Source organism: Gilliamella sp. W8136 (genome assembly GCF_016101285.1).
Lineage (GTDB): Bacteria > Pseudomonadota > Gammaproteobacteria > Enterobacterales > Orbaceae > Gilliamella > Gilliamella apicola_N.
This window is the reverse complement of record NZ_JACFQU010000008.1, coordinates 1-24,548: the sequence shown is the minus strand read 5'-3', so window position 1 is coordinate 24,548 and position 24,548 is coordinate 1. Positions and strand designations below refer to the sequence as shown.

Below are 24,548 nucleotides of genomic sequence, written 5' to 3'. Positions count from 1 at the left end.
TAATTAAGAGTCAAGTAATGTTACATGACCAATATAAGGTAAGTGACGATAGTGCTGAGCATAGTCAATACCATAACCAACTACAAACTCATCTGGAATAGAAAAGCCGATGTATTTCACTGGTACATTTACTTCTCGACGTGACGGTTTGTCAAGTAAAGTACAAATTTCAATGCTACGTGGGTGACGTAATTTTAAGATTGCCATCACTTTACTTAGTGTATTACCTGTATCAATAATATCTTCAACAATTAATACATCTTTATCGCGGATATCTTCATCCAAATCCTTTAAAATTTTGACATCACGATTACTAATAACCGCATTGCCATAACTTGATGCCGTCATAAAATCGACTTCATGACCAACGGTGATTGCTCGACTTAAATCGGCCATAAAAATAAATGAACCTCGTAAAAGTCCAACTAAAACTAGTTCGTTTTGACTATCTTTATAATCTTGACTAATTTGTAGACCTAACTCAATTACGCGTTTTTTGATATCTTCTTCGGATATCATCATTTCTAATGTGTGTTTTTTCATTAATTGTGCTCAAAATAACTTTTTAAATAAATCGAACTAGATTTTAGCAATTTTCCTGACTAAAAAGAATAAGCAGGCAATTTTTTATTAAACTATAAAAAAATACTTGCTTTTTTACTTAAACGTATAGTTAACCTCAAACTTCTTGGCAGCACTTTTTAAGTGCTTTTTTTTGTAAGCGCCTTTTTTTGAAAAATTCACTTAAAATATTACCACATTCATTTGCTAACACGCCTCCAGTTACTTCTGCATAGTGATTGATCCCCTGATGTGCAAGAATATCAATTAACGAACCTGCAGCTCCTGTTTTATAATCACTTGCACCATAGACAACACGTTTAACACGACTGTGAATAATGGCGCCTGCACACATGATGCAAGGCTCCAATGTGACATAAAGGGTAGTATTAATTAATCGATAATTTTTTAAATATTCACCTGCGTTTGCTAATGCTATCATTTCAGCATGAGCAGTGGGGTTATGTGTCAAAATTGATTGATTAAAACCTTCACCAATAATGTTATTATTTTCGTCAACAATAACCGCGCCAACAGGAATTTCCCCAATTTCTTCAGCTTTTTTAGCTAACATGAGTGCATGCTGCATCCAAACTTCATCTAACATCTTAGGAATTTATAAGCTATTTAAATTAAGGACATCACGCATGTCATACAAACCAATAGGTTGTTTTGCAAGCCACAATGCAGCACGCACTGCACCATTAGCAAAGGTCATCCTGCTAGAAGCTTTATGACTAATTTCAACTCGTTCACCAATATCTGCAAAGATGGCCGTGTGTTCGCCAACAATATCTCCAGCGCGAATGGTAGCAAAGCCGATAGCTCCTTTAGGACGTTCACCAGTATGTCCTTCACGACAATAAACCGCCCGATCTTTCAAATCACAATTCAGTGCATCAGCGATTGCTTCACCCATAGCTAAAGCGGTGCCTGATGGGGCATCGACTTTGTGTCGATGATGTGCTTCGATGATTTCGATATCACTATAATCGCCCATAATTTTAGTCGCTTTTTCAAGCAACTTAAGCACTAAGTTTACACCAACGCTAAAATTAGCCGCAAAAACAATGCTGATTTTTTTTGCAGCATCAGCAATTGCTTGTTTGCCTGCATCATCAAAACCAGTGGTGCCAATTATCATCATTTTTTTATTTTCGACACAAAAAGCTAAGTGATTCAATGTGCCTTCGGGTCGAGTAAAATCAATGAGTATGTCAAATTTATCTTTAGCTTGGTCGAGTTTGTCCGATACTTTAATGCCACAAACACCAATACCAGCAAGTTCGCCTGCATCAGAGCCAATAAGAGAGGAACCTTCACGTTCAAATGCTGCTCCTAATGTTACGCCATCGATTTGCGCAACAGACTGAATAAGTTGTCGTCCCATTTTGCCACCGGCACCAGCGATAGCGATACGAATAATGTTTGTAGACATATAACTTTCCTTACACTTTTGTCTATTGTCGTTAATTGGTGGCATTATAACGGAAATTAAATGACTTATACATATTGTTAAACTAAAATGAAATTACAGTTGGTAAATTATCTATAAAAAATCTTCGGGAATGGGTATGCGTTTTTCATGGTATTTTGGTTGGAATATTGTCGTTGCTGCGTCAATTTTAACATTGCTTTCGAGCGGACTTAGAATGAGCATGGGCGTATTTTTCCTTCCTATAGCTAACGATCTTGGTTTTAGCCGCAGTGTTCTTTCTGGTGTTATCGCTATTGGTATGCTTTTTTCTGGTATTGCTATGCCAATAGCTGGTTATTTGGTTGGTAAATATGGTACTCGCTTTGTGCTATTGCTTGGTACCCTGATAATTATACTTTCAACGATTTGGTCGGCGATGTCTCGTGATTATTGGAATTTTCTTTTTTCATTTGGCATTGCATTGTCATTTGGTACATCGTTTGTTGGCTCAGTCAGTTTTACACCTATTGTGACAAAGTGGTTTTACAAACATAGAGGATTAGCCTTATTTATCTTATCATCAGGAAGTATGGCTGGAATTGCGGTAATGCTACCAGTGTTTGCTTTTTTCATTCCTATATATGGTTGGCAAACTACTTTAGTTGGGTTTTCTATTCTTTTTATGATTATAGCCGTGCCAGTTGCACTTATTATAATGAAAGATCATCACAAAGATATCATTGAGTTTAATCAAGATACTGCACGAGAACCACAATCGAGTATAAAACTTAGCGAAGTATTAAAAACTATACCATTTTGGCAACTTAGTTTTGGTCTTTTTACTTGTGGTTTTAGTATGAATTTATTAGGAACACATGGTGTTCCAATGCTCATTGACCATGGATTTAATGAAATGGTGAGTTCTAATGCAATTGGAATGATTGGTTTTGTCGCCATTTTTAGTACATTAGCACTTGGGTATCTTTCTGATATTGTCCAAAGAAAAAATATTTTAGTGATGGTTTATTTAGTTAGAGGCATCGGTTTTATTGCTTTGGTTTTAGCATCAAATGAATGGCAACTATTTACTATTGCAGTGTTAGGAGGATTAGTTTGGGCTGGTGCTTTGTCCACTTCAGGGGCGATTACCGCAGATATTTATGGTGTAAAAATTGTAGGATTACTTTCTGGATTAACTTATTTAGGTCATCAAATCGGAGCTATGATTGGTTCATGGTTAGGCGGTTGGGCTTATGATAACCTACATACCCATCTTGTTGCTTTTGGTATAGCAAGTATTTTATTGTTTATCGCTGCATTTAGCTCTTATTTTTTACCAAAAACAAATCATAATTAAAATGTAAATGGACGCTTTCGCGTCCATTTTTACTTATAAAACTTTCAATAATTCAACATCAAAAATTAATGCACTATAAGGTGGGATTGATGCGCCAGCACCTTGTGCTCCATAAGCCAATTCTTGAGGAATATATAAACGCCATTTAGAACCTTCAGGCATAAGTTGTAAAGCTTCAACCCAACCAGGTATCACACCGTTAACAGGAAACTCAGCTGGTTGACCACGTTCAACAGAACTGTCAAATACAGTACCATCAATTAATTGACCGGTATAGTGAACTTGTACGCGATCAGTTGCTTTTGGTAGTGCTCCTTCACCAACAGTAATGATCTCATACTGTAAACCAGATTCGGTCGATTTAATGCCATCTTTTTTAAGATTTTCTGCAAGAAAATCTTTGCCTTCTTGCGCAATTTTTTCGGCCTGTTTAGCCTTTTCTTTGGTTGCTTGTTCATGTACGTGGCGTAATGCATCATGTAATTCTTGCAAAGGGAGTGCAGGTTGATTACCTGATAATACATCTTCCATTGCAAATTTTAATGCATTTAGATCTAAATTATTTAGACCTGAGTCTTTTAGTTGTTGCCCAATTTGTAATCCTATAGCATAACTTGCTTTTTGATCAATTGTATCTAATTTCATTTTTTACCTTTAATGGTTAATGGATAGAATTTATAAATAAGTTAATTAGTTTGTAGATAAGCAAATAAATGTCAAGCAGTAATTTACATTATCAATGCGTTATTACTGTTTTATTACACAATTGGGAAAGAATTTATTAATTTGGCTAGCACTCAGCTAAAATATCAGCGATAATAGGCGCCATTATATTCTCAAAATAGGTTAAGTGTAGATGCCGTTTCGTAAATTTACCTCGCTTGTAATTTTAACTAGTATTTTATTAACTGGTTGTTCAGTCGTTGATAATTGGGTGTATCGACCTGACATCAATCAAGGTAATTATGTGACACCAGAAGCAATTGATTTATTAAAAGTTGGTCAAACAAAAGATCAAGTTGTCTTTATCATGGGTGCACCGATGTTAACTTCTATTTTTGGTGATAACGTTTGGTATTATGTTTTTCGTCAACAACCACAACATGAAAGCATTAGTCAAAGAACGTATTCCATTTATTTTGATAAAATGGGTAGAGTGACAGATATTAAAGTTTCAGCATTGGAAAATTCAAAATCTTTAGAAGAAATGAATAAACAAGAAATATCAGATCCTATTAACGTACAATCGGATGATGAGACTAATCAATAATCATCTAACACTTTATTTTAGTCGCAATTTCGTCCATCTTTTCAGTAAAATAAAAAACCTCGTAATGTTGCGAGGTTTTTCTTTTTTATTGAGTTCAGTAAAACATAGAAAGATAAATTATAGTGCGGACAATCTGAACTTAATGATAGTGTTGAGCGAAAGAAGCTACAAATACAATTAAAATTATAATATATAGAATAAAAAATATAATTGAACAAATGAAAGTGATTAATTGAAATTTCCAATAACCATGTAAATTGGTGATGGCTTCAACAAAGTCATCCGCTTTTTGCAGATTCGCAGCCAGACTAAATGAATTTCCTGATTTAAACAGTTTTATCCCCCCCAAAATAACGGGAACACCGATAATTGCGGTGATAATACCTAAACAACTAATCGCACCACCTATAACAGCTATGACTCCAAAAATTTGTTGCATAATCGCAATAAATCGCATTTGTTTTCTTAATAATTCCGTAGAGTTAATTGAAATAATGTTTGTTTCATTGATATCCATGTTAATTCCCTTATACTATGAATCTTTGTTTTAAAAAAAAGACGGATAGAATAACACTTTTTCTTATAATGTCGAGGTAAGTTTGCAAAAAAAAATTGATTTAAATCATTTCTCTGTTGCGCCAATGCTGGATCTAACTGATAAACATTGTCGTTATTTTCATCGAATTCTAACCAAAAAAACGCTTTTGTATACCGAAATGGTAACAACTGGTGCAATACTATTTGGCAAAGGTGATTATTTAGCTTTCAACCAAGAAGAACAGCCAATTAGTTTACAATTAGGGGGTAGTGATCCTAAAGCACTTGCACAATGTGCAAAGTTGGCTCAACAACGTGGATATAACGAAATTAATTTAAATGTAGGCTGTCCATCCGATCGTGTACAAAATGGTATGTTTGGTGCTTGTTTAATGGGGAAAGCTGATTTAGTCGCAGATTGCATTGAGCAGATGCAAGATCAGGTTGATATACCCGTCACAGTCAAAACACGAATTGGAATTGATGATTTCGATAGTTATGATTTTTTGCGTGGATTTATCGATAAAGTAATGCCTTATACTAATACTTTCATTGTTCATGCTCGCAAAGCTTGGTTATCTGGTTTAAGTCCTAAAGAAAATCGTGAAGTACCTCCACTTAATTATGAGCGTGTTTATCAGCTTAAGCAAGATTACCCAGATTTAACTATTGCCATTAATGGTGGTATAAAAACAATAGACGACATCAAACAACATCTGTGTCATGTAGATGGTGTAATGGTTGGTCGAGAAGCATATCAAAATCCATTATTGCTAACCCATATTGATTCACAGATTTTTGGATCAGATTCACCAATCATCAAACCTAAAGCAGCTATCCGCGCACTCTATCCTTATATTGAACAACAATTAACCCAAGGTGCACAGCTAAACCATATCATGCGCCATACACTGGGAATTTTTACCGGTTGTAAAGGAGCAAGGCAGTGGCGTCGATATCTTAGCGAAAATGCTCATAAAAAAGGTGCAGGCATTGAGGTTGTAGAACAAGCTTTAGCCTTTATTCAATAAAATTTATTTCAAATTTGTTACAATTGCACGTGGCTAGCATATCGTTATATACTAGCCGCCAATTTTCTTAATGGTTTATACTCTGTGCGTTTAAATTCAAGTCAACAACAAGCCGTCGAATATGTCTCAGGTCCATGCCTTGTTTTAGCGGGTGCTGGCTCTGGCAAAACTCGGGTTATTATTAATAAAATTGCCTATTTAATTCGGGTTAAAGAATATTTGCCAAGACATATTGTTGCAGTTACTTTTACCAATAAAGCTGCGCGTGAAATGAAAGAACGTATAGCTCATTCAATTACTAAACAAGAGGCTAGGGGACTTAAAATTTCAACGTTCCATACTTTGGGACTTGATATTGTTAGGAAAGAATATAAACATTTGGGGATCAAATCCAATTTTTCATTATTTGATGACCATGATCAAACAGCATTACTAAAAGAATTAACCCAGCAATGGCTGGAAGGGGATAAAGATCTAATTAATCAACTTCGCGCTATGATATCAAACTGGAAAAATGATATTGTTGATTCAACCTTAGCTATGGCACGCGCACAAACCAATAAAGAAAAGCTTTTTGCGCATTGCTACCAACTATACGAAAAACAGTTGAAAGCGTGTAGCATTTTAGATTTTGATGATCTTATTTTATTGCCAACATTGTTGTTAAAAAATAATGAAGAAGTCCGCGAAAAATGGCAAAATCGAATCCGTTATTTGTTGGTAGACGAATACCAAGATACTAACACTAGCCAATATGAATTTATTAAATTACTGGTTGGCGATAGAGCTAAATTTACGGTAGTTGGAGATGATGATCAATCTATCTACTCTTGGCGTGGAGCCCGCCCACAAAATTTAGTATTACTTAATCAAGATTTTCCTAATTTAGAAGTCATCAAACTTGAACAAAATTACCGATCATCTGGTCGTATATTAAAAGTTGCTAATATTTTAATTGAAAATAATCCACACATTTTTGAAAAGAAACTCTTTTCAGAACTGGGTTATGGTGAAACATTAAAAATTATATCCGCAGATAACGAAGATTCTGAAGCTGAAAAAGTGGTAAACGACTTAATTGGACATCGTTTTGCTAACAATAGTCAATATGGCCAATATGCCATATTATATCGAGGTAATCATCAATCACGCTTAATTGAGAAAATGCTCATGCAATACCGCATCCCATATCGAATATCAGGGGGGACTTCATTTTTTGCGCGTATTGAAATTAAAGATCTTATGGCATATTTGCGTTTATTGACTAATCCTGATGACGATAATGCCTTTATCCGTATTATCAATACTCCAAAGCGGGAAATCGGTCCAGTAACCATTCAAAAACTGGGTGAGTGGGCAAATCATCGTGGCGTGAGCTTATATCAAGCAAGCCATGATATGGGCCTAACGGAACTACTTTCAAGCAAACGTATGGAAACGTTGCATACTTTCATTCATTGGTTTGATTCATTAATTGAAAAATCACACACTGAGCCAATGGACGCTATTCATGAACTATTACATGGTATTCATTACGAAAGTTGGATCTATGAAACGTCAGCATCACCAACAGCTGGTCAGATGCGAATGCGTAACGTTGAACAGCTAATTAGTTGGTTAAATGACATGTTACAAGGCGATGATATTGATGAAAGTATGACCTTAGAACAAGCTGTAGCAAGATTTACTCTTCGTGATATGTTAGAGCGTAATGAAAACGAAGAAGATCTCGATCAAGTTCAGCTTATGACATTACATGCTTCAAAAGGTTTGGAATTTCCTTATGTTTATCTGATTGGCATGTCAGAAGGGCTATTACCTCATCAGACCAGTATCGATGAAGATAATATTGAAGAAGAGCGTCGTCTTGCATATGTAGGTATCACAAGAGCACAGCGTGAACTTACTTTCTCATTTAGTCGTCAACGTAAACAGTTTGGTGAAACAGTATATGTCGAACCAAGTCGATTCTTATTAGAATTACCTCAAGATGATTTAGATTGGCAAGATGTACCAAACCAACTATCACCAGAAAAGAAAATGCAACAAGGCCAAAGTCGGCTAGCTATGCTAAAGGCTCAAATAGCTAATGCCAAATAACTTATGTTATTGCTAAATATTATATTGGTAGAATTATTGAACAAAAAAATTAAAAATCTACCAATATTGCCAAGTTAAATTTCCAAATATTCAAACAAAGTTAATTTTAAATATCATCAATGATTTATACAAAGATCAATCGTTGATAGTAAATCATAATTTTCATTACATAATTTCAATGAATAATACGTGTTTTTACTTAGTAAAAGAAATTTCTTTTTAAAGTAGATTTTTGACATTAATTAAGCAAACTAAGTTAGTTGTGAATTTTATATTGGGTAATTTTGATTAAACTGAAATATAACTTAGAAACATTAAGATATAATTAAGTAGGTTTAATCAATGTGTTGATAAAAGTGAAATGGTGTCGTTTTCATGAAGTAATGTATAAATATAGGCTTTCAAAATCTGATAGTTTACACGTTTTATCTTTAGCTGTTTCGATAGTTTTTATAGTTAACACAATTACGGTATTATTTGTTGCTTGTCATGAAAATACCTTAAAGAATACCGTCGTTGTCACTCGTTTTCAGTTACTATCAATCGTGTTAACTTTTTAAATTTCTTTATGAGGAAAGGGATTAATCGTATTTAATCGGGGTTGGTCATCGTTGTAATGGCGTCCCCTACAGAAACCGAATGTATTGAATAACGCAATGATAAATAAAAATATTTAAAAATAAAATTAATGAGAATATAACATTGTGTATAACATGAAACGATATTGCCTTGATATACTCAACGCTTGATTAGTAATGAAAGATTAAAAGAAAACTTCTTTTTTGTAATTTTATGACACTAACAACACTAATAAAATTTATTGTTAATAATCAACAAATTAATCTTGTGTTATTATAGTGTTGTATGTTGTTAATGACATAGTAAAGTAAAATGATTATTTTTATATTTACTAATGAATCTATAAAATAATTCCTTTAAAATTGTCTAATACTTGTTTTTGTTCATCTGGTAGGTTGGTATCTATCTCGCCATATTCAAGTAAGTAGGTACCGAATGACATGAGGAAAGCAACAGCTGGGTCTATCTTGTTGGCTGCTTTCTTTTTATTGGGCTTGATGTTGGCATTTGCATCTGTTTCCATCACTACATTACCTATAGCCCAAGCCAAAACAGGATCGCCATTATGTTTAATCCGTTTACGACTAATAAATACCTCAGCAGTTTTTGATGTTGGGCTATAACGTACGTATGTTTGTGGGTACGGCTCAACGTCTAAGCCGATATTTTGTAACTGCGTTCTCAATTGTGTGGCGTTCCACACATCAAAGCCAATTAACTTAATATTAAATTGCTCACTGTCTTTTAAAATATCATCACGAATTTGGTCATAGTCGATACAATCGCCTTTAGTTACTCGAATCCAGCCTTGATTAACCCATTTACGGTAGACCTCTCTATTTTTGTTAGCCACGTTAGTAAGCTGATATTCAGGAATGTAATGCCGTGTTAATAATCTTACTTCGGTTTCAAACGGAAACGAATAACAGACGCTAGTAATATCACTAGTAGATGATAAATCTAATCCAGCATAGCAATCTAAACCTTTTAAATCATCTTCTGCATAATCAGCCTTACACGCAACCCAGCTACCAGTATTTACCCAAGGCGTAGCTCCATTACACCAAATATTGAAGCGTTTAGTGAGCATTTCGACCCACTGGGAGGGTATACCTCTGGCTTTCTTAATCGTGTCCTCTAAGGCGACCCTATCAACCGATATATCAAGGTTAGGATTAGCTTTGATCCATAAATTAGGGTTATCAATTTCACTTTCATCGTCCAATTCGTAAATAAGCACAAATTGCGATTCGTTAACTTCGTCACCTGCTAAAATCTGGCAACAATAATCATAATGCTGTTTACAGGCTGATATGGTATTACTGCCAGCGGTGGTGATAGCAAATAAAATGCCTTCTGGTCTTGCTCCCATTCCTAATTCAAGGGCTGAATAAACGCCATTATCAGGGTGTAAGTGATATTCATCTACAATTGATAAACTAGGATTAGTTCCCTCTATCGTTGAAGCTTTTGAGGCAAGTGGTCTTAATATACTATTACTTTTAGGATTAATGATTTTATGTTGTTGAATGGTGACTCTTTTCTTTATTGGCTTGCTAAGTATCGCCATTTGTCTAGCATCATCAAACACAATTCGAGCTTGATCACGGCTAACAGCTGCAGTATAGATATCTTGTTGACCTTTTTCCATGACTAAAAACCAGTTAGCAAGAATTGCTGCTGTAGTCGATTTTGCGTTCTTTCTCGGTACTTGCACATAAGCACTACGGTATTTGCGTAATCCTGTTTTAATGTGCTTAAATCCCAGCAGATTAGCAAATAAGAATTGCTGCCACGGCTCAAGCACAATAGGTTTAGCTCTTAAATGACCTTTAACGTGTGGACAGACTTTTGAAAATGAAACAAATTTAGTGACAATTTCACTATCAAAATAATAATTAGGATTATCCAAATCAATAAAATAGCGGTTTACTGCCTGTTTTAAGCGTTTACAAGCAGGAATATCACCATTTTTAACCGATAATGCGTAATTATGCCAATCGGTCAAGCTCATCTTCCTCATTCGCTTCAACTGGATTCTTACGACGACTTACAGGATCAAAGCCAAGCAATGAAGCCATTTTAATCATGATTTTTTCAGCTTCTGACTTTGCACTAAGTGCAGGATTGCGACTTTCAGTACCTTGTGAGTTAACAATTGAAAATCCACGCTTTGCAATATCTTCCATTGCTTTACGGTACATAGAATAATTAACACAAAACAATTCTAAATTAGTCCAATCGGCAGGCTGAATATCATCACGACTAGCTAACTGGTCCGCTCTAAGTTTCCATTGTTCCTTTGCCAATTTATCCAAATATTTAGGTGCTTTCATATTATTGTTTTCTCTCTACTTTCTAAAAAATCACTGTGCATAAAAATTTGAGGAGGGTGGTGGTCTTTTGCCTCTTTGAATTTCTTTGAACTAATCCCCCTACCTCTTGCTACCTCAAAATTGAGTTGGCAAACGTGACAAAACGCAATTTTAAGCTTTGCTTATTAATCAATATGTTAATCATGTTCCATAACCTCGCTTATCAATCTCTCTTGTCTTGTAGCTGTGACAGTATCGACATAATGGTTGATGATTATCTGCTCGCCAAAATAAAGGATCGCTTTGTCCATTCTTAACTGGCTTGATATGGTCTATCACTGTGGCTGGTACTAATAATCCTTTATCCTTACACATCGTGCATAATGGGTTATGTTTAAGATATTCAGATCGATATATTCGCCATCTATGGTTATATCCTCGTTGTGCTGCATTGCCTCTTAACTTATCGTACTGTTTGCCTTTCTCTGACCTATGAATATCACAAAGCCCTGATTTAACCCGATTGCGACAATTGGGATAAGTGCATCTTCTTAATGGCTGTGTTGGCATGGCTCACCTAATAGATAGCTGGGTCACGGTAGATGCTCCATAATGATGATATTGCTAATGGTACTTGATTTACTATGCTACTTGTGACCATTTCCCTATTTTCATAGAGGTGAGCAATATACATTAAACATCCAGCTTTGATTGCTGGAGTAAATTCCTGTACCTCAAATGATTTACCGATATGTTTTTGACAGGCTTCAAGAGCAGCATCTATATAGATTTGAAGTAGGCTATCTTCCAAAGTATCAGTGACATCAATACGGCAGTGTAACTTTACTTCTTGTAGAGTAATATTAGCCATCATTTAATCCTCCCTCACATAACAATTCTAAATAAGTTTGTTTAGCATCAGGCAATACAGCTTTTATATTTAGATATTGTGTGTAAGTGTTATGTAACTTAATTCGACAAGTAGTATCAATATTATTAAGATAACGAATATAAACTCTCATAGTAGTACTACTCATTTCTTGCTGTGATAGCATCAACTCTTTACCTGTCACCGCCTTAACCTCTGCCCATACAGTTGCTACATCTTTCCATCCTTTAATAATTTGACCAAATGGATCTCGGTAGCTCTCGAATTTCTGTAAGATAATGCGCTGTCTTAATCGCCCTATAATCATTCAGCATTATCCTTTTTAACTTCTACTGTTTGCTTCCACGCTTGGCTAAATTCTTCACCGCCCTCATAAGGTAATAAACCCTCTCTTAATCTTGCTTCATTAGGATTCATTACTCCTGATTTAATCGCTATGTTATAGCTGTTAAAGCGATCTATTGGACTGGTACGCATCAAGTCCGATGTATCAAACTCAATTAGATAACGGCTTTTATCATTGTTAATATCAATCATTAATGCGTCTTTTAATTGTTGTTCAAAATTGGTAAGCCATGGTCTAAGCGTTAAAGTTAAAAATGAACGTGTAGCTTCTGAAAAGTTACTATATGAACTATGGGAATATTCTTGTAGAAACATCGGGCTAATGTTAAATATTCGAGCTATGTCCTCAATAGTAAACCGTCTACTTTGCAGCCACTCGGCATCTTGATTGCTCATGCCTAACTGCTCGTATTTCATTCCTCCTTCAAGTATTGGTGTTTTACCTGCATTTTTTGCACCTTTGTAACGTTCTAATGCATTTAAGGCTTTTTTCCCTTTTGCATCATCCATCCATTCAGCCATAGAGACATAACCACTTGCCATTAGTCCGTTTTTCATGATAGATGAGCCATGGCGTTGCTGGGCAAGTCCTAATCCTATCGCTTCTCGACAAATAGTAACGGGAGAACGTCCGAGAAAACCGTCATCACTCGCATAACGCAAATGCAATATTTCATCTTGTAAGTAATTGGTAACATTGCCGTCCTCATCAACAATTGAGTAAGCATATTTGCCATTGCCAAGCCGTTTAGGTGTTACGGCATACGGTGGAAAACTTTCCAGCCCTTGCGGTCGCCCATCTTTTCCCCAATGAATAACCGCATAGGCATTACCACCCAATAAACAGTGGCGCATCATGGTTCTTTTGAACTGGTAAGGTGTTTGCTTTCTGTTTGGCATTTCGTTGAGTAAGTATTCGACGGGATGGTCTGAGATTCGTTCACGTTCACCTTTTTTATTAAGTTTGTAAAGATAGCAAGGCATTGAGGCAACTGCTTCACTAATAACTGTCACAGCATTCATAACCGCAGGTAATGCTTCTGCTGAATTAGGAGAAACATACTCACCTGAATTGGTATTAGGCAAGCCAAGATAAGAGATTAGCTCGTCTACAGTCATACTGCGCTGTTCTGGTTTTTTTCGATTAAATAGCCACATTTTTATAACTCCATCAGATCAAGCCATGCCTTGCTTAAATCAGGCTGAAATTTAGCTTTAGCTTCAAGCATTGAACGTTTGGCTATTTGTATATCACTTTCTTGATATGCCGGCATACTCGTGACCGTCACCTCGTAAATCTCGGCACTATTAACAGTTCTAAGGCATGGCTCTTGATTAAAATCCCATGATTCAGATGTGGCTATAAAACCAAATGACATACCACGAATATCACCACGATCCACGCTAACGAGCAAATCACGCCCTAGTTGAGTGTCTGGCGGTGTTAATTCAAATCTCAAGCCGATATCATCCTCTGCTAGAATTAAGGTGTTAGAGATAGTTCGACCTAATAGGGCTTTGTGGTCATGTTCAAATAAAGCGCGAATATCAGGATTGTTACTCAATGATTGGCTAAAGGCTTTCGGTGCGAACTGCTCATAAAATTCACCCCATATCAATTGTGAACGACTATTCCACTTCACCACATAACCGACCAGCTTAGTATCGTCCCTAACGACTTCGGTACTTCTGATTTCATATTTTTTCTTATCCATATCAACCTCAAAAGGGCATATAGCCCTGTTATTATTTACCAGCAGATACTTCTAAGATTTTGATAGCGTTAGAATCGACTAAACCACCACCGAGATATTTATCAGTATGGACTTTATAGAATCCTGGTTCTGTGATGTTATCTGGGCGAGTTCTTACACCAGTCTCATGGTCTATAATGTAGTAACCGCGTTTAAAATCACCAACGGCTACGACTGCACCGGTATCGTTCATATTTTCAAGATAATGAACAGGTTTACCGAGTAACATATCAGGATCGCCAGCTTGTAAACCATCACGCCAAATATAATCACCATTACCATTTTTAAGCTTTTGAAGTGTCGCTGCCGTATTTGAGTTCATAACCCATACAGCATTTTTACGGTATTTCTTTTTAAGTTTAAATAATAAATCAATAAGACTATCTGCCGTAATTGCGTTAGTTGTCATTTTCTCAAGTGTACCAAATGGACGAGCCTTGTCAGCTTGAGCTGCTTGAGGATAAGCAAGGAAACCTTTTGCTTTTTTAGTACCGTTACCACTGATAAGGTCTAATTCTTCAGTTTCGACAAACGTGTCCTTAATTTCATCAGTTAACCAACTTAGGACATCTAAATCACTAAAGTCTAGAATTTCTTGAGTAGTCTTAGGATAAGCGTAAATTGGATATAACTTGATTGATACTTCTTCAAGTTTAGGTGTAGCGGTTTCTGTTCGTGCAGTTCCCTCTTCGCCGTGATTAACTATCGCACCACCAACTGATACCAACTTTTTATATTCATTTGAGCCGATTTTTTTCACGGTACAAATTGCACGCATTTCTGATTCATCAGATAACTGACGCATAATTTCTTTGTCTAATTCAGGTATTACTGTATAACCACCATCAGCAGGTACAGCAGTAGACAATGAACGAGCCTCACCAGTACGGATATAGTTGCGTAATTCTTCATTAGTAAGCTTTTTATCTACTGGTTTGCTTTTATCTGCTAAACTTCGCTCTTCATTGGCTAAAGTCTCATAGTTAGAAATTTCAGTATTCAACTCTTCAACTTTTGCTTTTATAGTATCAAATTGTGTCTTTTCTTCTGGTGTCATACTACGTTTTTCTTGCTCTACTTTATCAAGAATTGATCGCATTTCACTTACTTTACTTGCTTTTAACTGACGTAATTCAATAAGTTTTTTCATATCTTTATTATTTACCTTTATTTATTATTTATTTACAGCGAGATATGAAAGGCTTTAAGTGGGAATAGCGATTAGACTATGAAAGATGCTGCGCTTTGGTTTTAGACTGCCATATCTGCGCTAATGATAGGTTTGTATTAACCCAATAAGCAGTCTAATTAATTGATAATTAAAGTAAATATTACGAAGTAAAGTAAAATTAACGCGAAAGCGTAGAAACAGAATTATTTAATCTCTTTTTAATGTTGGGTGCGCGTTATCAAGACAATCACGATAATTTTTTAAATGCTTAATTAATAGATCAAGTTGATCTTTATTTGTTGCTATAGGTTCATCAGATAGAACATACCGAACAAATTCATGGGAATCAGCATAAAATAAAGCACCTTTATCCAAAAACTTTTGATATTCTGAATTTTTCATATCCTCAATAAATTTTGTAATTTCATAATAATCTCTATGATCTCTAATATCTTGTAATGTAATTGGCATAATTGGCTCCTATTTATTGTTTGTTGTATTTCTGGTTAAATCGGTTGTGTAGCTCGTTATCAACACCCAACGCAGCATCAGGGAACCAGTCATTACACTTGTCATAATCAAGATGTAAGTTAGTCCTACGTCCCTCTCCATGCCTTGCTCTTATAATTACTTCCAAGCCATACTCTTTCATTGCAGCAGGTAGAGCATTAACAAAGTTTCTAAGTGATAACGGATTTTTTAGATTATTATTTTCGATAAATGTAATATAGGCATGATATAGAAATCGCTTAAATTGTACTGGCGTTGAGTATTTTCCTATCATCATGCCGTCAGGTTTATCGGTTGCAAAGAGATAACTACAAAAATCAATAAGTGGATTGGTTAATCGCTTAACTTCAATTGCCTCAGATGATTTTTGTTGCTCAATTAACAGTAATTTAGCTTTGTTATCATCTTCAAAATAATTGAATAAATGACGGATTATCACAGACAATTCACCACGTATTTTATCTTTTAGTATTGGGTCGCGTTCATTAGCAGGAACTGGCTCGCCAAAGTGAAAGATTACCCTCCGCCTAGATATTCCCCCGTCATCATTGCTAAATGTCATTGGGTTATTATTTATCGCAAGTATCACTCCTTGTATTTTAGTCGAATAAGGTTTCTTATATTTTTCATCTATAGCCACATCATCACCACCCGTAATTGCCTTAATACCGTTACCCTCACCGATATATTTCGCTTGATCGGGTAAAATAATTAACGACTGCCCAACAATAAGAGATCTTTCTCTTGGCTTTTCAAGTGATTCCATATTGGCAGATACCGTATTGTTTTTACCTGCTAACATTGTGGCAATATCAGCAAAGACACTTTTACCACTACCACCTGCGCCTGTTACTTCTAAAAATAATTGCCAGTCATAACGATTAGCCAATATCATATATAATGCTGCTTTTATAGCATCCATCTTGATAGTGTCTTTTTTAGCAGAACGTGACAGCCATTGGTAAAAATTAGGCGCATGATGCTCTAAATTTTCATTCGATACACTATCAATAAAATCGACATTGTTAATTGATTGTAACCAGTGATTTTTTGAATGAGATTTAAAAGTACGAGTATCAAGATCAAATACACCGTTTTTAAAACCTATTAAATTTCTCGTTGGTTCGTTTTTTAACGGTATTTGAAGCTTCATTGTATCAATGGTCGATTTAATACCTTTTTCTGAATAATGAGCATTTGATAGTCGAAACAACTGGACTAGTTCACGTTTAAGATCCATTTCAGAAATCATTTGCCAAACATTATCTTTATAGATATATACCTCATTTGTCACCATATCTAAGGATAGATTATTCTCATAATGCTCTATGAGTACATCAGCTTTCTGACTGGCTTGCATCTGTGATAAGTCGGGTATAGATTTTAGTTTAATTTCGAAAAAACTTCCCTTAAGTGAATTTTTGATATTGCTATCAAAATATTGCTTAACTTTTTCAAGTCCAAATTGTTGCCTATAATCATCCCAATCACATTTATAATCAGTGTCAGGGATTGTGTAATAACCATTTACCGCTGTAGCCGCTTCTATCGCTTTTTCTTTACCTGTGTTTCTATGACTACCTATATCATTATCACCCGCAATAATAATATTTACGGTAGAATTAACCTCACGGATAGCTTTAGCCACATGAATAAGATTACCTGCATCAATAGCAGATATCACCATTGACCGATGGCGGAATACCGCTATCGATATACCTGTGGCTAATCCCTCACAAATAATAATCTCGGTTGCTGTGAGCAATTCTTTTTTTACCTCGTCAGGTCTGCCCAAATTTGGGCTGACCCATATAAAAGCGCCTTTCTTATTAGAGCCTTTCATTAAGTGCTTGCTTCCGTTTGGCTCGATAAATTGTCCGCCTGTATATTCACCGTTGATATTGATAACAGGCGCAAAAATACGCCCATCATCTAGCAAAGGTAAGTCGAACGTTAACCCTTTTTCAGTGAGGTAATCCGATTGACCTAATATTGCTTTAGATAGCAAATATTTAACCTTTTTACATACCAGATTATCTGGTATGTTGTCTTGTAGGTCGGACTTGAAATCCGAGCTTGTGGCGTTATGATTGGTTAAATTTAAGCATTCAGCTACTTTACTACTAGCTTCTTTAGCATCACAATGATAATAGTTTTTTATAAGTTCTAAGCCGTCACCGCTACCGCATTGATTGCAGATATAAGTACCGCGCCCATTTTTATTATCAAACCTGAATCTATCTTTACCACCACAGACAGGGCAGGGGCAATGTTTGCCATTGCCCACCTCAATGCCTAATGAATTAAAGATTGATTGCCATTTACCCACCGCTTCGGTTGTAATTTCATTTATTTTCATTTTTTTGCCTCTTAGATTCTGTTTCACTACTAAATAGCTTCTTAGAATCAGTTATTAAGTCTGATATAGCCCAAAGCACATATGAGCGTAACTCATTACTTAATTTGGTATCTTCATTACATTCACACATTAATACTGCATCTAAAGAGATATTAGCCATTGTTTTTACCTCCTTCGAAATCGATATTTAATAGTTCCTTGTAAGCATCTTCGATTAAGTCACCAGCGGTCCAAAGTAAATTACTTGTATCGCAATGATCAATAAAAGGCTCATCTAATCCCTCATCTTTATAATTGTGATTATCCAAAATCACCTTAATCATGCTTTGGGCTTGTGCTAGTTTGGTTTCAATATTATTTATTAATCGGTGGTTATGAGCATTATTCATTGTTTTTACCTCCTGATAAGCGGTATTCCTGTAGGTCATCAAAAGCCATCTCTGCTAAATCGACTATAGCCCATAGCAAATTACCCATATCTGCTTGACTAATAAAAGGCTCGTCATATCCTGCGCACTTATAATTAGTGTTATCCAAAGCGATTTTAGCCATGCTCCGAACTTGAATAAGTTTTGTTTCGATGTTATTTAATATCTGAAAGTTATTATTGCCCATAGTGATAACCTCCAAAGCTTCTAGTGTCTTCAATAACTGGATATAAGCGAATTCTGGCAATAAAGATAAGGGATGATTTGCCTAGGCTCTTGCGTGCTTGGCGTTCGGTTGTTGCCGTTATTTGGACTACTTGAGCCATTGATAGGTCATAGAATTTAAATAGTTTGGTTTCACGATTACCCTTTTCTTGATGATTCGTTTTCAACATACTATTTACCTCCCTTATGGTTTTGCGTAGCATCAAGTAGGTTAATTTGATTTGAAGCGAAACAAGCGACATCCCTTAATTGTGCTAGTAAATAGCCAATATCGCGCATATCACTTTTAAGGTTCTGCTCGGAATAACTCTCATTTTCACTAGCCCAAAACATCAGGTTACCAATCGCGCCTATTCCATATAGAATAGATTGCTGTAGTTCTTCAAAATGGTTCTCAGCTTGTAGTAAATGGTGTGTTGGAATATCTGCTTGATAGAGATTTAAAACAGAAATTAAATTAGATAGGTCAGGTTGCCCATTTTTAGGGCGTAGGGTATCATTACTATTAGCCATAGCATTACTCCGTTTAATGTTTGTGGTTAGATCCCTCGATAGTGCTGGTAACACTTCGGGGGATTGCTTTTTATGGTACTCACCTTTATAATGGTGCATACCAATAGTATTTAATTTATCATAAAGGTATGCACCAATGCAAGAAAAAAAAGATAAGAAAAAAACAGATCGTTCTAACAGTACAAGAAAAATTATAAGGTTCGAAGATGATCTACTTGAACAAATTAACCAACAAGCCAAGAAAGACGGTGAATCTTTTTCTGGTTGGGTCAAAACTGCTTGTAAAATGAGATTGAATAAATAATTAAAATCCTTTCGAACGCTTCCGAAATCTACCCAATTTTTTAGCTCTGCGTTATTATAAGAACGTGCTTTAAATGCGTGACGCTTTGGCACAAGTTCAATGCTTTTGATTAGTTCTATTGACATTGATATTACCTTAATTAATTGATTTTAGTGATTGAATATGGGCAGCTGTGGCAAGTTGCCTTTTTTATCATCGGACATGAGTAACGCCTTTGTTAGGACTGATTAAATTAGCTAGCGCATTAAATCGTCGGTTTACTTCTCTGATTGCCTCAGTAGGCGAATCAATTTCTTTAAAAACAGAGGTTTCAATCTGCTGTAAGCAAATCAACATACCTAATTGAATTTCATTAGCTTTTTGACGCTCGCCAGTAGATAAACCAATCATTTTATTTTCAGCTCTAGCAAGGTTTATATAGTGATGTTTCTCTACTCCTTGCATGGTTGATAATGAATTTCGGCTTTCATTGTAATAGGCTAATGATTCACGTTTTACGGCTTCACGTTTGCGACTAGCTGCAAAGGTTTTGGTTACATCTAATTTAAATCTAACAATATCTTTATGATTCTTACCTCTGATTAATCGAGATATAAAATCAAATTGGATTTCATTTAGTAATACATATTTACTTTTATTTGCACCCGTTCGGTGTTTGCACGTTTCGATTTGAAATGGAAGCGTGCCTAATTCCCGAAGCTCACTTTTATTTTTATTAACTAAAGACATTAAACTCAAATGTTTAATTCCCATTTTTTTAGCCACTAAACGGCTATCAATACGAGGCTCTTTAGTTTGGACTAATTCAATATCATTACTTTTTGTTATCATCTTAGTAGCTCCCATTGGCAAATCCTCGGCGTTTAGTAGGTTGATTAATTTTTTCAACTACTGGCGGATTATCGATCCAGTGAAGTAATTCCACTAATGACCAACCGCATGAGTTAGCACCTAAAGATTTTCTTAATGGATATTTACCGTCTTTCTCAAGTTGCCATGCTGTTGAACGGGCGATACTAGTAATTTTGTATCTCTCATTTTCACGAACAAGACGATCATATTGGATACCGTATTTATCTCTAATAGCTTTGTGTTGTTCAGGTGTGATTGAATATGTCATGAAAGCCTCCTACTGTACTCGGTTGCTTTCTAAGTAGGTTTTAACCTCAGCCATATCGTAAACGACACGACGTTTACCCACTTTTAAACCTTTTGGAAAGTTGGGATCATAGCGTAATGTGTTCTTAGCACAGCCTAAGATTAACGCCAGTTCGTCAAGGGAATAGTATTTAGGAGTATTAAACTGCATTTCTTACCTCATTAAGTTCATTTGTGTTTAACTTATGAGGATTGTAAAATAGGTATTTTTTAGTTTTCGGAAGTTTCCAAAATTAGTTCGGAAATTCCGAAATTATTTTTTTAACCACTTTTCTAATGATTTTCCTGATGGATATTTCAATCCATTAAGCTCAAAATCTCTAACCAATGGACTTTTATTTTTTTCAATAAAATTTCTTGGATTTTTAATTGCATCTTCACCATATTTCAAAAATAACAAATTTCTAATAAATTCAATTTGTAAATTAGATTTAATATAATGATTTGGATTTTTTAGATCGTTAGTTTTATTTTTTAAAAAATATTCAAGCTCTTTTTCATCATCAATATATTCAGCTTCTGATTCTATATACTTTTTGCCTCCTAATTGCAATAATGTTAATTCATATTTAGTTATCACTAATCTGTGTAAATCGATACAATATTCGTCACTGAATTCAATATTTATCGGTTTATATCCTTCCGATACAAAAGGCTCAACATTGTCGCGAGGAAAATCTGCAGAACAAACAAAAAGACAATCGGCTTCATATTCTGTACGTAGATAGAAATCATAAAAATGAGCTATATCGAAATAATTGATGGCCAACAATCCATACATTTTTAAATCATTTCTTTTATCGGAAGTTAATACAAATTCATACATAGAAAAATAGTTATTTCTGAATCTATAAACCTGCCCTCCCTCTGGTATATTACTAATTTCATCACGTACAACGGAAGGAAAAACATATTCACTTTCATTATCACATACTTTATTACTGAACATCTCTGTTAAAGGAATTGGAAAGCAAATTTGTAATAAGCCTATCGAAGCATAATGAAGTAAATCCTCAATATCGCACTTCATGATTTCAGCGACTTTAAACAAAGGATAATATTCTCTTTCTGGTAATGCCATAAATAAACTCTATCATCTGATTTGAACATCTTTGAACATTATATCACTACTGTTATAAATCATGCTTATTAAATACCACTATTTAGTGGAATTTAGCTAGTCAAAGGAAGGGATTGCTTTTGAAATGATTACCTTGATAATCAGCACGGATTTGAAATCCGACCTAATGACATGTTTTAATGTTATATATGTTATTGCTTTCTTTTAATAACACTTAAAAAAATATATATAAATCAATTATATTATGTTATTAGTGTTGTTAGTGTTATTAAAATATATATAAAGTATTTATTAAATAATAGGTAATAAAAAACCAGTCTAATTGACTGGCTTAAATCTGGTTCTATGGCAGAATTAAATAAAATCAAAGGGCGCAAAATTGCGCTGGTTATTTTGCTGACAGTGATACATTTCCTTGGCTTGCCTGTTCTACAAAGTCACCCCACCATTGCATCATGTCACGACGTTTATCTAAATAGGTTGCTCGGTTATAAATAGCTCTAACTGTGTTCTTATCCACATGAGCAAGCGAGACTTCAATCAAATCATAATCAAAACCTTGTTCATTTAAAGCTGTAGAGGCTATTGATCTAAATCCATGAGCAACAAGCTCACCTTTAAAGCCCATGCGTTTGAGCGCGTTGTTTACCGTTTCTTTATTCATCGGCTTATTATAAGGGAAGTTTAAGGTCGGAAAGACAAAAAGAGAATGTCCACTAATAGGTTTCATTATTTCAAGTATTTTTATTGCTTGGTTACTTATCGGAATAATATGATCTCGTCTCATCTTCATTTTTTCGGCTGGTATCGTCCATAGTTTATTATCAAGGTCTATTTCCTCCCATAAAGCACTAACAGCCTCTGATGGTCTTGTCATTGTCAATAATTGCCATTCTATTAAACATCTTGTTTGTATTTCAATATTTGCCATTGAAATAGCTTTCATTACTCTTGGCAATTCTGTGGGTGGTAATGCTGGTCGGTGCTGTGTCACTGGATTCATAAAAATGGCATTCATTCTTGCTACTGGATTAATATCAATAATGCCTTGAGTAAAAGCATAATCCATTACTTTATTAATGCGTTGTATGATTCGATTTAATGTTTCTAATTTTCCTGCACATTCTAAAGGTCTGAGAATAGGAATGAAATCTTGAGCTTTGAGTTGTGTTATAGGTACATCGCCCAATGTTGGATAAATATAATTATTTAATGAATTTCTTATTGTATTAATTGTTTTAGTAGTAAAGCCCTTGGTTGTTTGTAATTCAATCCATTTATCTGCAACTTTTTGAAATGTGTTTTGATTCTCGTTGATAGCTTGCTTTATTTTGATTTTCTTTTGCTCTTGTGGATCTACTCCTTGGCTGACCAGTGAACGATATTCATCTCGCTTTTGTCTTGCTAGCTGTAAAGTTACTTCTGGATAACTTCCAAAACTAACCAAAGTTCTTTTATTGGATATTGGATTGATATAATTAAATCGCCATATCTTTGAGCCATTTTTTTTAATCAACAAATATAGTCCATTACCGTCGGATAGCGTGTAATCATCTTCTTTAGGCTTGGAAGATTTTATTAGAGTATCATTAAGTGGTTTTACTGTCTTTCCCATGTTATACGTTTTTAAGTTATATGTGAGCGTATAACATAATGTATAACATAAAAGTTTGAATTTAGCTAAATCTTATTGAATTTAGATGAACTGTAAATTAAGGATTAGACTTGTATTCACTAAGTTTTTTGAACGTTTTTGAATTTTCTTGAGCTTGTTAATGGCGTCCCCTACAGGATTCGAACCTGTGACCTACGGCTTAGAAGGCCGTTGCTCTATCCAGCTGAGCTAAGGAGACTTTGATGCGTTTTTTTGAATAAACGCAGTGTATTATATAAATCTATTTTGATCCGTCAATGATTTTTAACTGTTTTTCGACTGGATAGACAAAATATCATCAATTTAACCAATTAACTTTTTAATTTCACCAAAATGCTAAGTTAAAATTGAACCATCCTAACTGTTATTAGGGATAAAATCAGACGAGTTTATGGCGTCAGGGTATTGAGTATATCCATCACATATATTATCCCAGTTTGCTTTTGAATCGGTATAAACGTGTATACGATCTTCAGTCATAATTGGTTCATTAATAAGTCCGATACGTAAACGGTAAGTATTACTATCATTATCTCGAACTGAAAAAATATGCGATCCACAATTTGAACAAAAATGGCGATTAACGCCATTACTGGCATAAATTTTTATATTTGATTCACCTCTAATGAATGTTAAATCTGTTTTTTTTATTATTGCAGATGCATTAAATGCTGTTCCAGTTTGCTTACGACATCTTGAGCAATGACAAAACACAATAGTTTTAATATCACTACTTAACTGGTAAACAACTTCTCCACATAAACAATTGCCTGTTATCATGATTGAATTCCTTTTGTTAATTTAATAAATTTAGACTTATTTTTACATGGTAATCTATAAAAACAAATAAATAAGTGAATTAGGCAATTAAATTTTGTAAATGATTATTATTGAAAAGCCGCTATATGAAGTGACCCCATAAAGTTGGACACTTTTATTAAGCGGCTTGTAAGGCCTGATTTCGATATTCAACCGGAGTCAGGCCTTTTA

General features: G+C 34.9%; 31 protein-coding genes and 1 tRNA gene. 5 read left to right on the top strand and 27 right to left on the bottom strand.

All coding sequences use genetic code 11. The features are described from left to right. Nucleotides 1-3: 3 nt before the first annotated feature. From hpt to dapB, 3 genes are all read right to left on the bottom strand, one after another. Complete coding sequence (gene hpt / locus H3T96_RS06425) at nucleotides 4-543, bottom strand: hypoxanthine phosphoribosyltransferase (RefSeq protein WP_086327173.1); 540 nt, start codon at nucleotides 541-543, stop codon at nucleotides 4-6. Between the two features lie 136 nt (nucleotides 544-679). Next, complete coding sequence (tadA, locus tag H3T96_RS06420; protein ID WP_039127190.1) at nucleotides 680-1,168, bottom strand: tRNA adenosine(34) deaminase TadA; 489 nt, start codon at nucleotides 1,166-1,168, stop codon at nucleotides 680-682. Between the two features lie 9 nt (nucleotides 1,169-1,177). Beyond that, complete coding sequence (gene dapB, locus H3T96_RS06415; protein WP_144091936.1) at nucleotides 1,178-1,999, bottom strand: 4-hydroxy-tetrahydrodipicolinate reductase; 822 nt, start codon at nucleotides 1,997-1,999, stop codon at nucleotides 1,178-1,180. A gap of 136 nt (nucleotides 2,000-2,135) precedes the next feature. On the opposite strand from dapB, the gene H3T96_RS06410 reads away from it, so the two are divergent. Continuing rightward, nucleotides 2,136-3,335 carry an MFS transporter gene (locus tag H3T96_RS06410; protein ID WP_198248617.1) on the top strand — a complete coding sequence of 400 codons (1,200 nt, stop codon included), beginning with the start codon at nucleotides 2,136-2,138 and terminating at the stop codon, nucleotides 3,333-3,335. 33 nt (nucleotides 3,336-3,368) lie between these two features. On the opposite strand, the gene H3T96_RS06405 is transcribed toward H3T96_RS06410, so the two are convergent. Next, nucleotides 3,369-3,980, bottom strand: coding sequence for an FKBP-type peptidyl-prolyl cis-trans isomerase (locus H3T96_RS06405; protein WP_144091938.1), 612 nt, complete (start codon nucleotides 3,978-3,980; stop codon nucleotides 3,369-3,371). A 211-nt stretch (nucleotides 3,981-4,191) separates the two neighbouring features. Between H3T96_RS06405 and bamE the strand changes: the two genes are divergently transcribed. Next, nucleotides 4,192-4,605 (top strand): outer membrane protein assembly factor BamE, encoded by a 414-nt coding sequence (gene bamE, locus H3T96_RS06400; protein WP_086327169.1) that lies wholly within the window; start codon nucleotides 4,192-4,194, stop codon nucleotides 4,603-4,605. 139 nt (nucleotides 4,606-4,744) lie between these two features. Here bamE and H3T96_RS06395 read toward each other — a convergent pair whose 3' ends face one another. Then, entirely contained in the window at nucleotides 4,745-5,122 is a 378-nt protein-coding gene (locus tag H3T96_RS06395) for a DUF5362 family protein (RefSeq protein WP_086327569.1), read from the bottom strand. Nucleotides 5,123-5,204: 82 nt separating this feature from the next. On the opposite strand from H3T96_RS06395, the gene dusA reads away from it, so the two are divergent. Next, complete coding sequence (gene dusA, locus H3T96_RS06390; protein ID WP_232356430.1) at nucleotides 5,205-6,173, top strand: tRNA dihydrouridine(20/20a) synthase DusA; 969 nt, start codon at nucleotides 5,205-5,207, stop codon at nucleotides 6,171-6,173. Between the two features lie 84 nt (nucleotides 6,174-6,257). After that, on the top strand, nucleotides 6,258-8,273 hold the full coding sequence (gene rep, locus H3T96_RS06385; protein ID WP_144091939.1) for a DNA helicase Rep: 2,016 nt from the start codon (nucleotides 6,258-6,260) through the stop codon (nucleotides 8,271-8,273). A 919-nt stretch (nucleotides 8,274-9,192) separates the two neighbouring features. Here the strand turns inward: rep and H3T96_RS06380 are convergent. From H3T96_RS06380 to H3T96_RS15035, 15 genes are all read right to left on the bottom strand, one after another. Further along, nucleotides 9,193-10,860, bottom strand: coding sequence for a terminase large subunit (locus tag H3T96_RS06380; protein WP_144091940.1), 1,668 nt, complete (start codon nucleotides 10,858-10,860; stop codon nucleotides 9,193-9,195). Next, a complete protein-coding gene (locus tag H3T96_RS06375; protein ID WP_025315442.1) occupies nucleotides 10,844-11,188 on the bottom strand; it encodes a phage terminase small subunit P27 family in 345 nt (114 codons plus the stop codon). Before H3T96_RS06375 ends, H3T96_RS06380 begins: the two co-directional genes overlap by 17 nt. 180 nt (nucleotides 11,189-11,368) lie before the next feature. After that, nucleotides 11,369-11,737, bottom strand: coding sequence for an HNH endonuclease signature motif containing protein (locus tag H3T96_RS06370; protein WP_144091941.1), 369 nt, complete (start codon nucleotides 11,735-11,737; stop codon nucleotides 11,369-11,371). 7 nt (nucleotides 11,738-11,744) lie between these two features. Continuing rightward, complete coding sequence (locus H3T96_RS06365) at nucleotides 11,745-12,041, bottom strand: head-tail connector protein (protein WP_086328875.1); 297 nt, start codon at nucleotides 12,039-12,041, stop codon at nucleotides 11,745-11,747. Continuing rightward, a complete protein-coding gene (locus tag H3T96_RS06360; protein ID WP_144091942.1) occupies nucleotides 12,031-12,363 on the bottom strand; it encodes a phage head closure protein in 333 nt (110 codons plus the stop codon). The genes H3T96_RS06365 and H3T96_RS06360 overlap by 11 nt, the downstream gene beginning before the upstream one ends. Then, nucleotides 12,360-13,559 (bottom strand): phage portal protein, encoded by a 1,200-nt coding sequence (locus tag H3T96_RS06355; RefSeq protein WP_144091943.1) that lies wholly within the window; start codon nucleotides 13,557-13,559, stop codon nucleotides 12,360-12,362. The genes H3T96_RS06360 and H3T96_RS06355 overlap by 4 nt, the downstream gene beginning before the upstream one ends. Before the next feature lie 2 nt (nucleotides 13,560-13,561). Further along, nucleotides 13,562-14,116 (bottom strand): HK97 family phage prohead protease, encoded by a 555-nt coding sequence (locus tag H3T96_RS06350; protein ID WP_144091944.1) that lies wholly within the window; start codon nucleotides 14,114-14,116, stop codon nucleotides 13,562-13,564. 31 nt (nucleotides 14,117-14,147) lie between these two features. Continuing rightward, entirely contained in the window at nucleotides 14,148-15,305 is a 1,158-nt protein-coding gene (locus H3T96_RS06345) for a phage major capsid protein (protein ID WP_144091945.1), read from the bottom strand. A gap of 228 nt (nucleotides 15,306-15,533) precedes the next feature. Beyond that, nucleotides 15,534-15,797: a hypothetical protein gene (locus H3T96_RS06340; protein ID WP_144091946.1), complete on the bottom strand. Its 264-nt coding sequence runs from the start codon at nucleotides 15,795-15,797 to the stop codon at nucleotides 15,534-15,536. Nucleotides 15,798-15,810: 13 nt separating this feature from the next. Then, complete coding sequence (locus tag H3T96_RS06335) at nucleotides 15,811-18,195, bottom strand: primase-helicase zinc-binding domain-containing protein (protein ID WP_144091947.1); 2,385 nt, start codon at nucleotides 18,193-18,195, stop codon at nucleotides 15,811-15,813. Then, nucleotides 18,182-18,355 carry a hypothetical protein gene (locus H3T96_RS06330; protein WP_186279250.1) on the bottom strand — a complete coding sequence of 58 codons (174 nt, stop codon included), beginning with the start codon at nucleotides 18,353-18,355 and terminating at the stop codon, nucleotides 18,182-18,184. Before H3T96_RS06330 ends, H3T96_RS06335 begins: the two co-directional genes overlap by 14 nt. Then, nucleotides 18,348-18,584 carry a hypothetical protein gene (locus tag H3T96_RS06325; protein ID WP_144091948.1) on the bottom strand — a complete coding sequence of 79 codons (237 nt, stop codon included), beginning with the start codon at nucleotides 18,582-18,584 and terminating at the stop codon, nucleotides 18,348-18,350. The genes H3T96_RS06330 and H3T96_RS06325 overlap by 8 nt, the downstream gene beginning before the upstream one ends. Next, entirely contained in the window at nucleotides 18,577-18,810 is a 234-nt protein-coding gene (locus H3T96_RS06320; protein WP_144091949.1) for a hypothetical protein, read from the bottom strand. Before H3T96_RS06320 ends, H3T96_RS06325 begins: the two co-directional genes overlap by 8 nt. Then, complete coding sequence (locus H3T96_RS06315) at nucleotides 18,800-19,018, bottom strand: host cell division inhibitor Icd-like protein (RefSeq protein ID WP_181415361.1); 219 nt, start codon at nucleotides 19,016-19,018, stop codon at nucleotides 18,800-18,802. The genes H3T96_RS06320 and H3T96_RS06315 overlap by 11 nt, the downstream gene beginning before the upstream one ends. 1 nt (nucleotide 19,019) lies before the next feature. Then, entirely contained in the window at nucleotides 19,020-19,361 is a 342-nt protein-coding gene (locus H3T96_RS15035) for a hypothetical protein (protein WP_065652954.1), read from the bottom strand. Nucleotides 19,362-19,497: 136 nt separating this feature from the next. Between H3T96_RS15035 and H3T96_RS15030 the strand changes: the two genes are divergently transcribed. Continuing rightward, nucleotides 19,498-19,665, top strand: a complete 168-nt coding sequence (locus H3T96_RS15030) for a YlcI/YnfO family protein (RefSeq protein ID WP_065639105.1) — start codon at nucleotides 19,498-19,500, stop codon at nucleotides 19,663-19,665. Nucleotides 19,666-19,857: 192 nt separating this feature from the next. On the opposite strand, the gene H3T96_RS06300 is transcribed toward H3T96_RS15030, so the two are convergent. The 7 genes from H3T96_RS06300 to H3T96_RS06270 form a co-directional block, all read right to left on the bottom strand. Continuing rightward, entirely contained in the window at nucleotides 19,858-20,511 is a 654-nt protein-coding gene (locus H3T96_RS06300) for a Rha family transcriptional regulator (RefSeq protein ID WP_144091950.1), read from the bottom strand. Then, nucleotides 20,498-20,785, bottom strand: coding sequence for an AlpA family transcriptional regulator (locus H3T96_RS06295; RefSeq protein ID WP_034884279.1), 288 nt, complete (start codon nucleotides 20,783-20,785; stop codon nucleotides 20,498-20,500). Before H3T96_RS06295 ends, H3T96_RS06300 begins: the two co-directional genes overlap by 14 nt. A gap of 9 nt (nucleotides 20,786-20,794) precedes the next feature. Continuing rightward, complete coding sequence (locus H3T96_RS06290; protein ID WP_034884280.1) at nucleotides 20,795-20,974, bottom strand: AlpA family transcriptional regulator; 180 nt, start codon at nucleotides 20,972-20,974, stop codon at nucleotides 20,795-20,797. Between the two features lie 102 nt (nucleotides 20,975-21,076). Further along, nucleotides 21,077-21,904 carry a hypothetical protein gene (locus H3T96_RS06285; RefSeq protein WP_144091951.1) on the bottom strand — a complete coding sequence of 276 codons (828 nt, stop codon included), beginning with the start codon at nucleotides 21,902-21,904 and terminating at the stop codon, nucleotides 21,077-21,079. Between the two features lie 388 nt (nucleotides 21,905-22,292). Further along, nucleotides 22,293-23,519, bottom strand: a complete 1,227-nt coding sequence (locus H3T96_RS06280; RefSeq protein WP_086328890.1) for an integrase domain-containing protein — start codon at nucleotides 23,517-23,519, stop codon at nucleotides 22,293-22,295. Nucleotides 23,520-23,680: 161 nt separating this feature from the next. After that, nucleotides 23,681-23,757, bottom strand: a tRNA-Arg gene (locus H3T96_RS06275). 158 nt (nucleotides 23,758-23,915) lie between these two features. Beyond that, nucleotides 23,916-24,338, bottom strand: a complete 423-nt coding sequence (locus H3T96_RS06270) for a GFA family protein (protein WP_086327641.1) — start codon at nucleotides 24,336-24,338, stop codon at nucleotides 23,916-23,918. Nucleotides 24,339-24,548: the final 210 nt, after the last annotated feature.

Bases quoted from the DNA above. Each gene is read 5' to 3' on its own strand.
- hpt (WP_086327173.1), bottom strand. From the start codon at position 543: ATGAAAAAACACACATTAGAAATGATGATATCCGAAGAAGATATCAAA.
- tadA (WP_039127190.1), bottom strand. From the start codon at position 1,168: ATGTTAGATGAAGTTTGGATGCAGCATGCACTCATGTTAGCTAAAAAA.
- dapB (WP_144091936.1), bottom strand. From the start codon at position 1,999: ATGTCTACAAACATTATTCGTATCGCTATCGCTGGTGCCGGTGGCAAA.
- H3T96_RS06410 (WP_198248617.1), top strand. From the start codon at position 2,136: ATGCGTTTTTCATGGTATTTTGGTTGGAATATTGTCGTTGCTGCGTCA.
- H3T96_RS06405 (WP_144091938.1), bottom strand. From the start codon at position 3,980: ATGAAATTAGATACAATTGATCAAAAAGCAAGTTATGCTATAGGATTA.
- bamE (WP_086327169.1), top strand. From the start codon at position 4,192: ATGCCGTTTCGTAAATTTACCTCGCTTGTAATTTTAACTAGTATTTTA.
- H3T96_RS06395 (WP_086327569.1), bottom strand. From the start codon at position 5,122: ATGGATATCAATGAAACAAACATTATTTCAATTAACTCTACGGAATTA.
- H3T96_RS06375 (WP_025315442.1), bottom strand. From the start codon at position 11,188: ATGAAAGCACCTAAATATTTGGATAAATTGGCAAAGGAACAATGGAAA.
- H3T96_RS06370 (WP_144091941.1), bottom strand. From the start codon at position 11,737: ATGCCAACACAGCCATTAAGAAGATGCACTTATCCCAATTGTCGCAAT.
- H3T96_RS06365 (WP_086328875.1), bottom strand. From the start codon at position 12,041: ATGATGGCTAATATTACTCTACAAGAAGTAAAGTTACACTGCCGTATT.
- H3T96_RS06360 (WP_144091942.1), bottom strand. From the start codon at position 12,363: ATGATTATAGGGCGATTAAGACAGCGCATTATCTTACAGAAATTCGAG.
- H3T96_RS06355 (WP_144091943.1), bottom strand. From the start codon at position 13,559: ATGTGGCTATTTAATCGAAAAAAACCAGAACAGCGCAGTATGACTGTA.
- H3T96_RS06350 (WP_144091944.1), bottom strand. From the start codon at position 14,116: ATGGATAAGAAAAAATATGAAATCAGAAGTACCGAAGTCGTTAGGGAC.
- H3T96_RS06345 (WP_144091945.1), bottom strand. From the start codon at position 15,305: ATGAAAAAACTTATTGAATTACGTCAGTTAAAAGCAAGTAAAGTAAGT.
- H3T96_RS06340 (WP_144091946.1), bottom strand. From the start codon at position 15,797: ATGCCAATTACATTACAAGATATTAGAGATCATAGAGATTATTATGAA.
- H3T96_RS06335 (WP_144091947.1), bottom strand. From the start codon at position 18,195: ATGAAAATAAATGAAATTACAACCGAAGCGGTGGGTAAATGGCAATCA.
- H3T96_RS06330 (WP_186279250.1), bottom strand. From the start codon at position 18,355: ATGGCTAATATCTCTTTAGATGCAGTATTAATGTGTGAATGTAATGAA.
- H3T96_RS06325 (WP_144091948.1), bottom strand. From the start codon at position 18,584: ATGAATAATGCTCATAACCACCGATTAATAAATAATATTGAAACCAAA.
- H3T96_RS06320 (WP_144091949.1), bottom strand. From the start codon at position 18,810: ATGGGCAATAATAACTTTCAGATATTAAATAACATCGAAACAAAACTT.
- H3T96_RS06315 (WP_181415361.1), bottom strand. From the start codon at position 19,018: ATGTTGAAAACGAATCATCAAGAAAAGGGTAATCGTGAAACCAAACTA.
- H3T96_RS15035 (WP_065652954.1), bottom strand. From the start codon at position 19,361: ATGGCTAATAGTAATGATACCCTACGCCCTAAAAATGGGCAACCTGAC.
- H3T96_RS15030 (WP_065639105.1), top strand. From the start codon at position 19,498: ATGCAAGAAAAAAAAGATAAGAAAAAAACAGATCGTTCTAACAGTACA.
- H3T96_RS06300 (WP_144091950.1), bottom strand. From the start codon at position 20,511: ATGGGAGCTACTAAGATGATAACAAAAAGTAATGATATTGAATTAGTC.
- H3T96_RS06295 (WP_034884279.1), bottom strand. From the start codon at position 20,785: ATGACATATTCAATCACACCTGAACAACACAAAGCTATTAGAGATAAA.
- H3T96_RS06290 (WP_034884280.1), bottom strand. From the start codon at position 20,974: ATGCAGTTTAATACTCCTAAATACTATTCCCTTGACGAACTGGCGTTA.
- H3T96_RS06285 (WP_144091951.1), bottom strand. From the start codon at position 21,904: ATGGCATTACCAGAAAGAGAATATTATCCTTTGTTTAAAGTCGCTGAA.
- H3T96_RS06280 (WP_086328890.1), bottom strand. From the start codon at position 23,519: ATGGGAAAGACAGTAAAACCACTTAATGATACTCTAATAAAATCTTCC.
- H3T96_RS06270 (WP_086327641.1), bottom strand. From the start codon at position 24,338: ATGATAACAGGCAATTGTTTATGTGGAGAAGTTGTTTACCAGTTAAGT.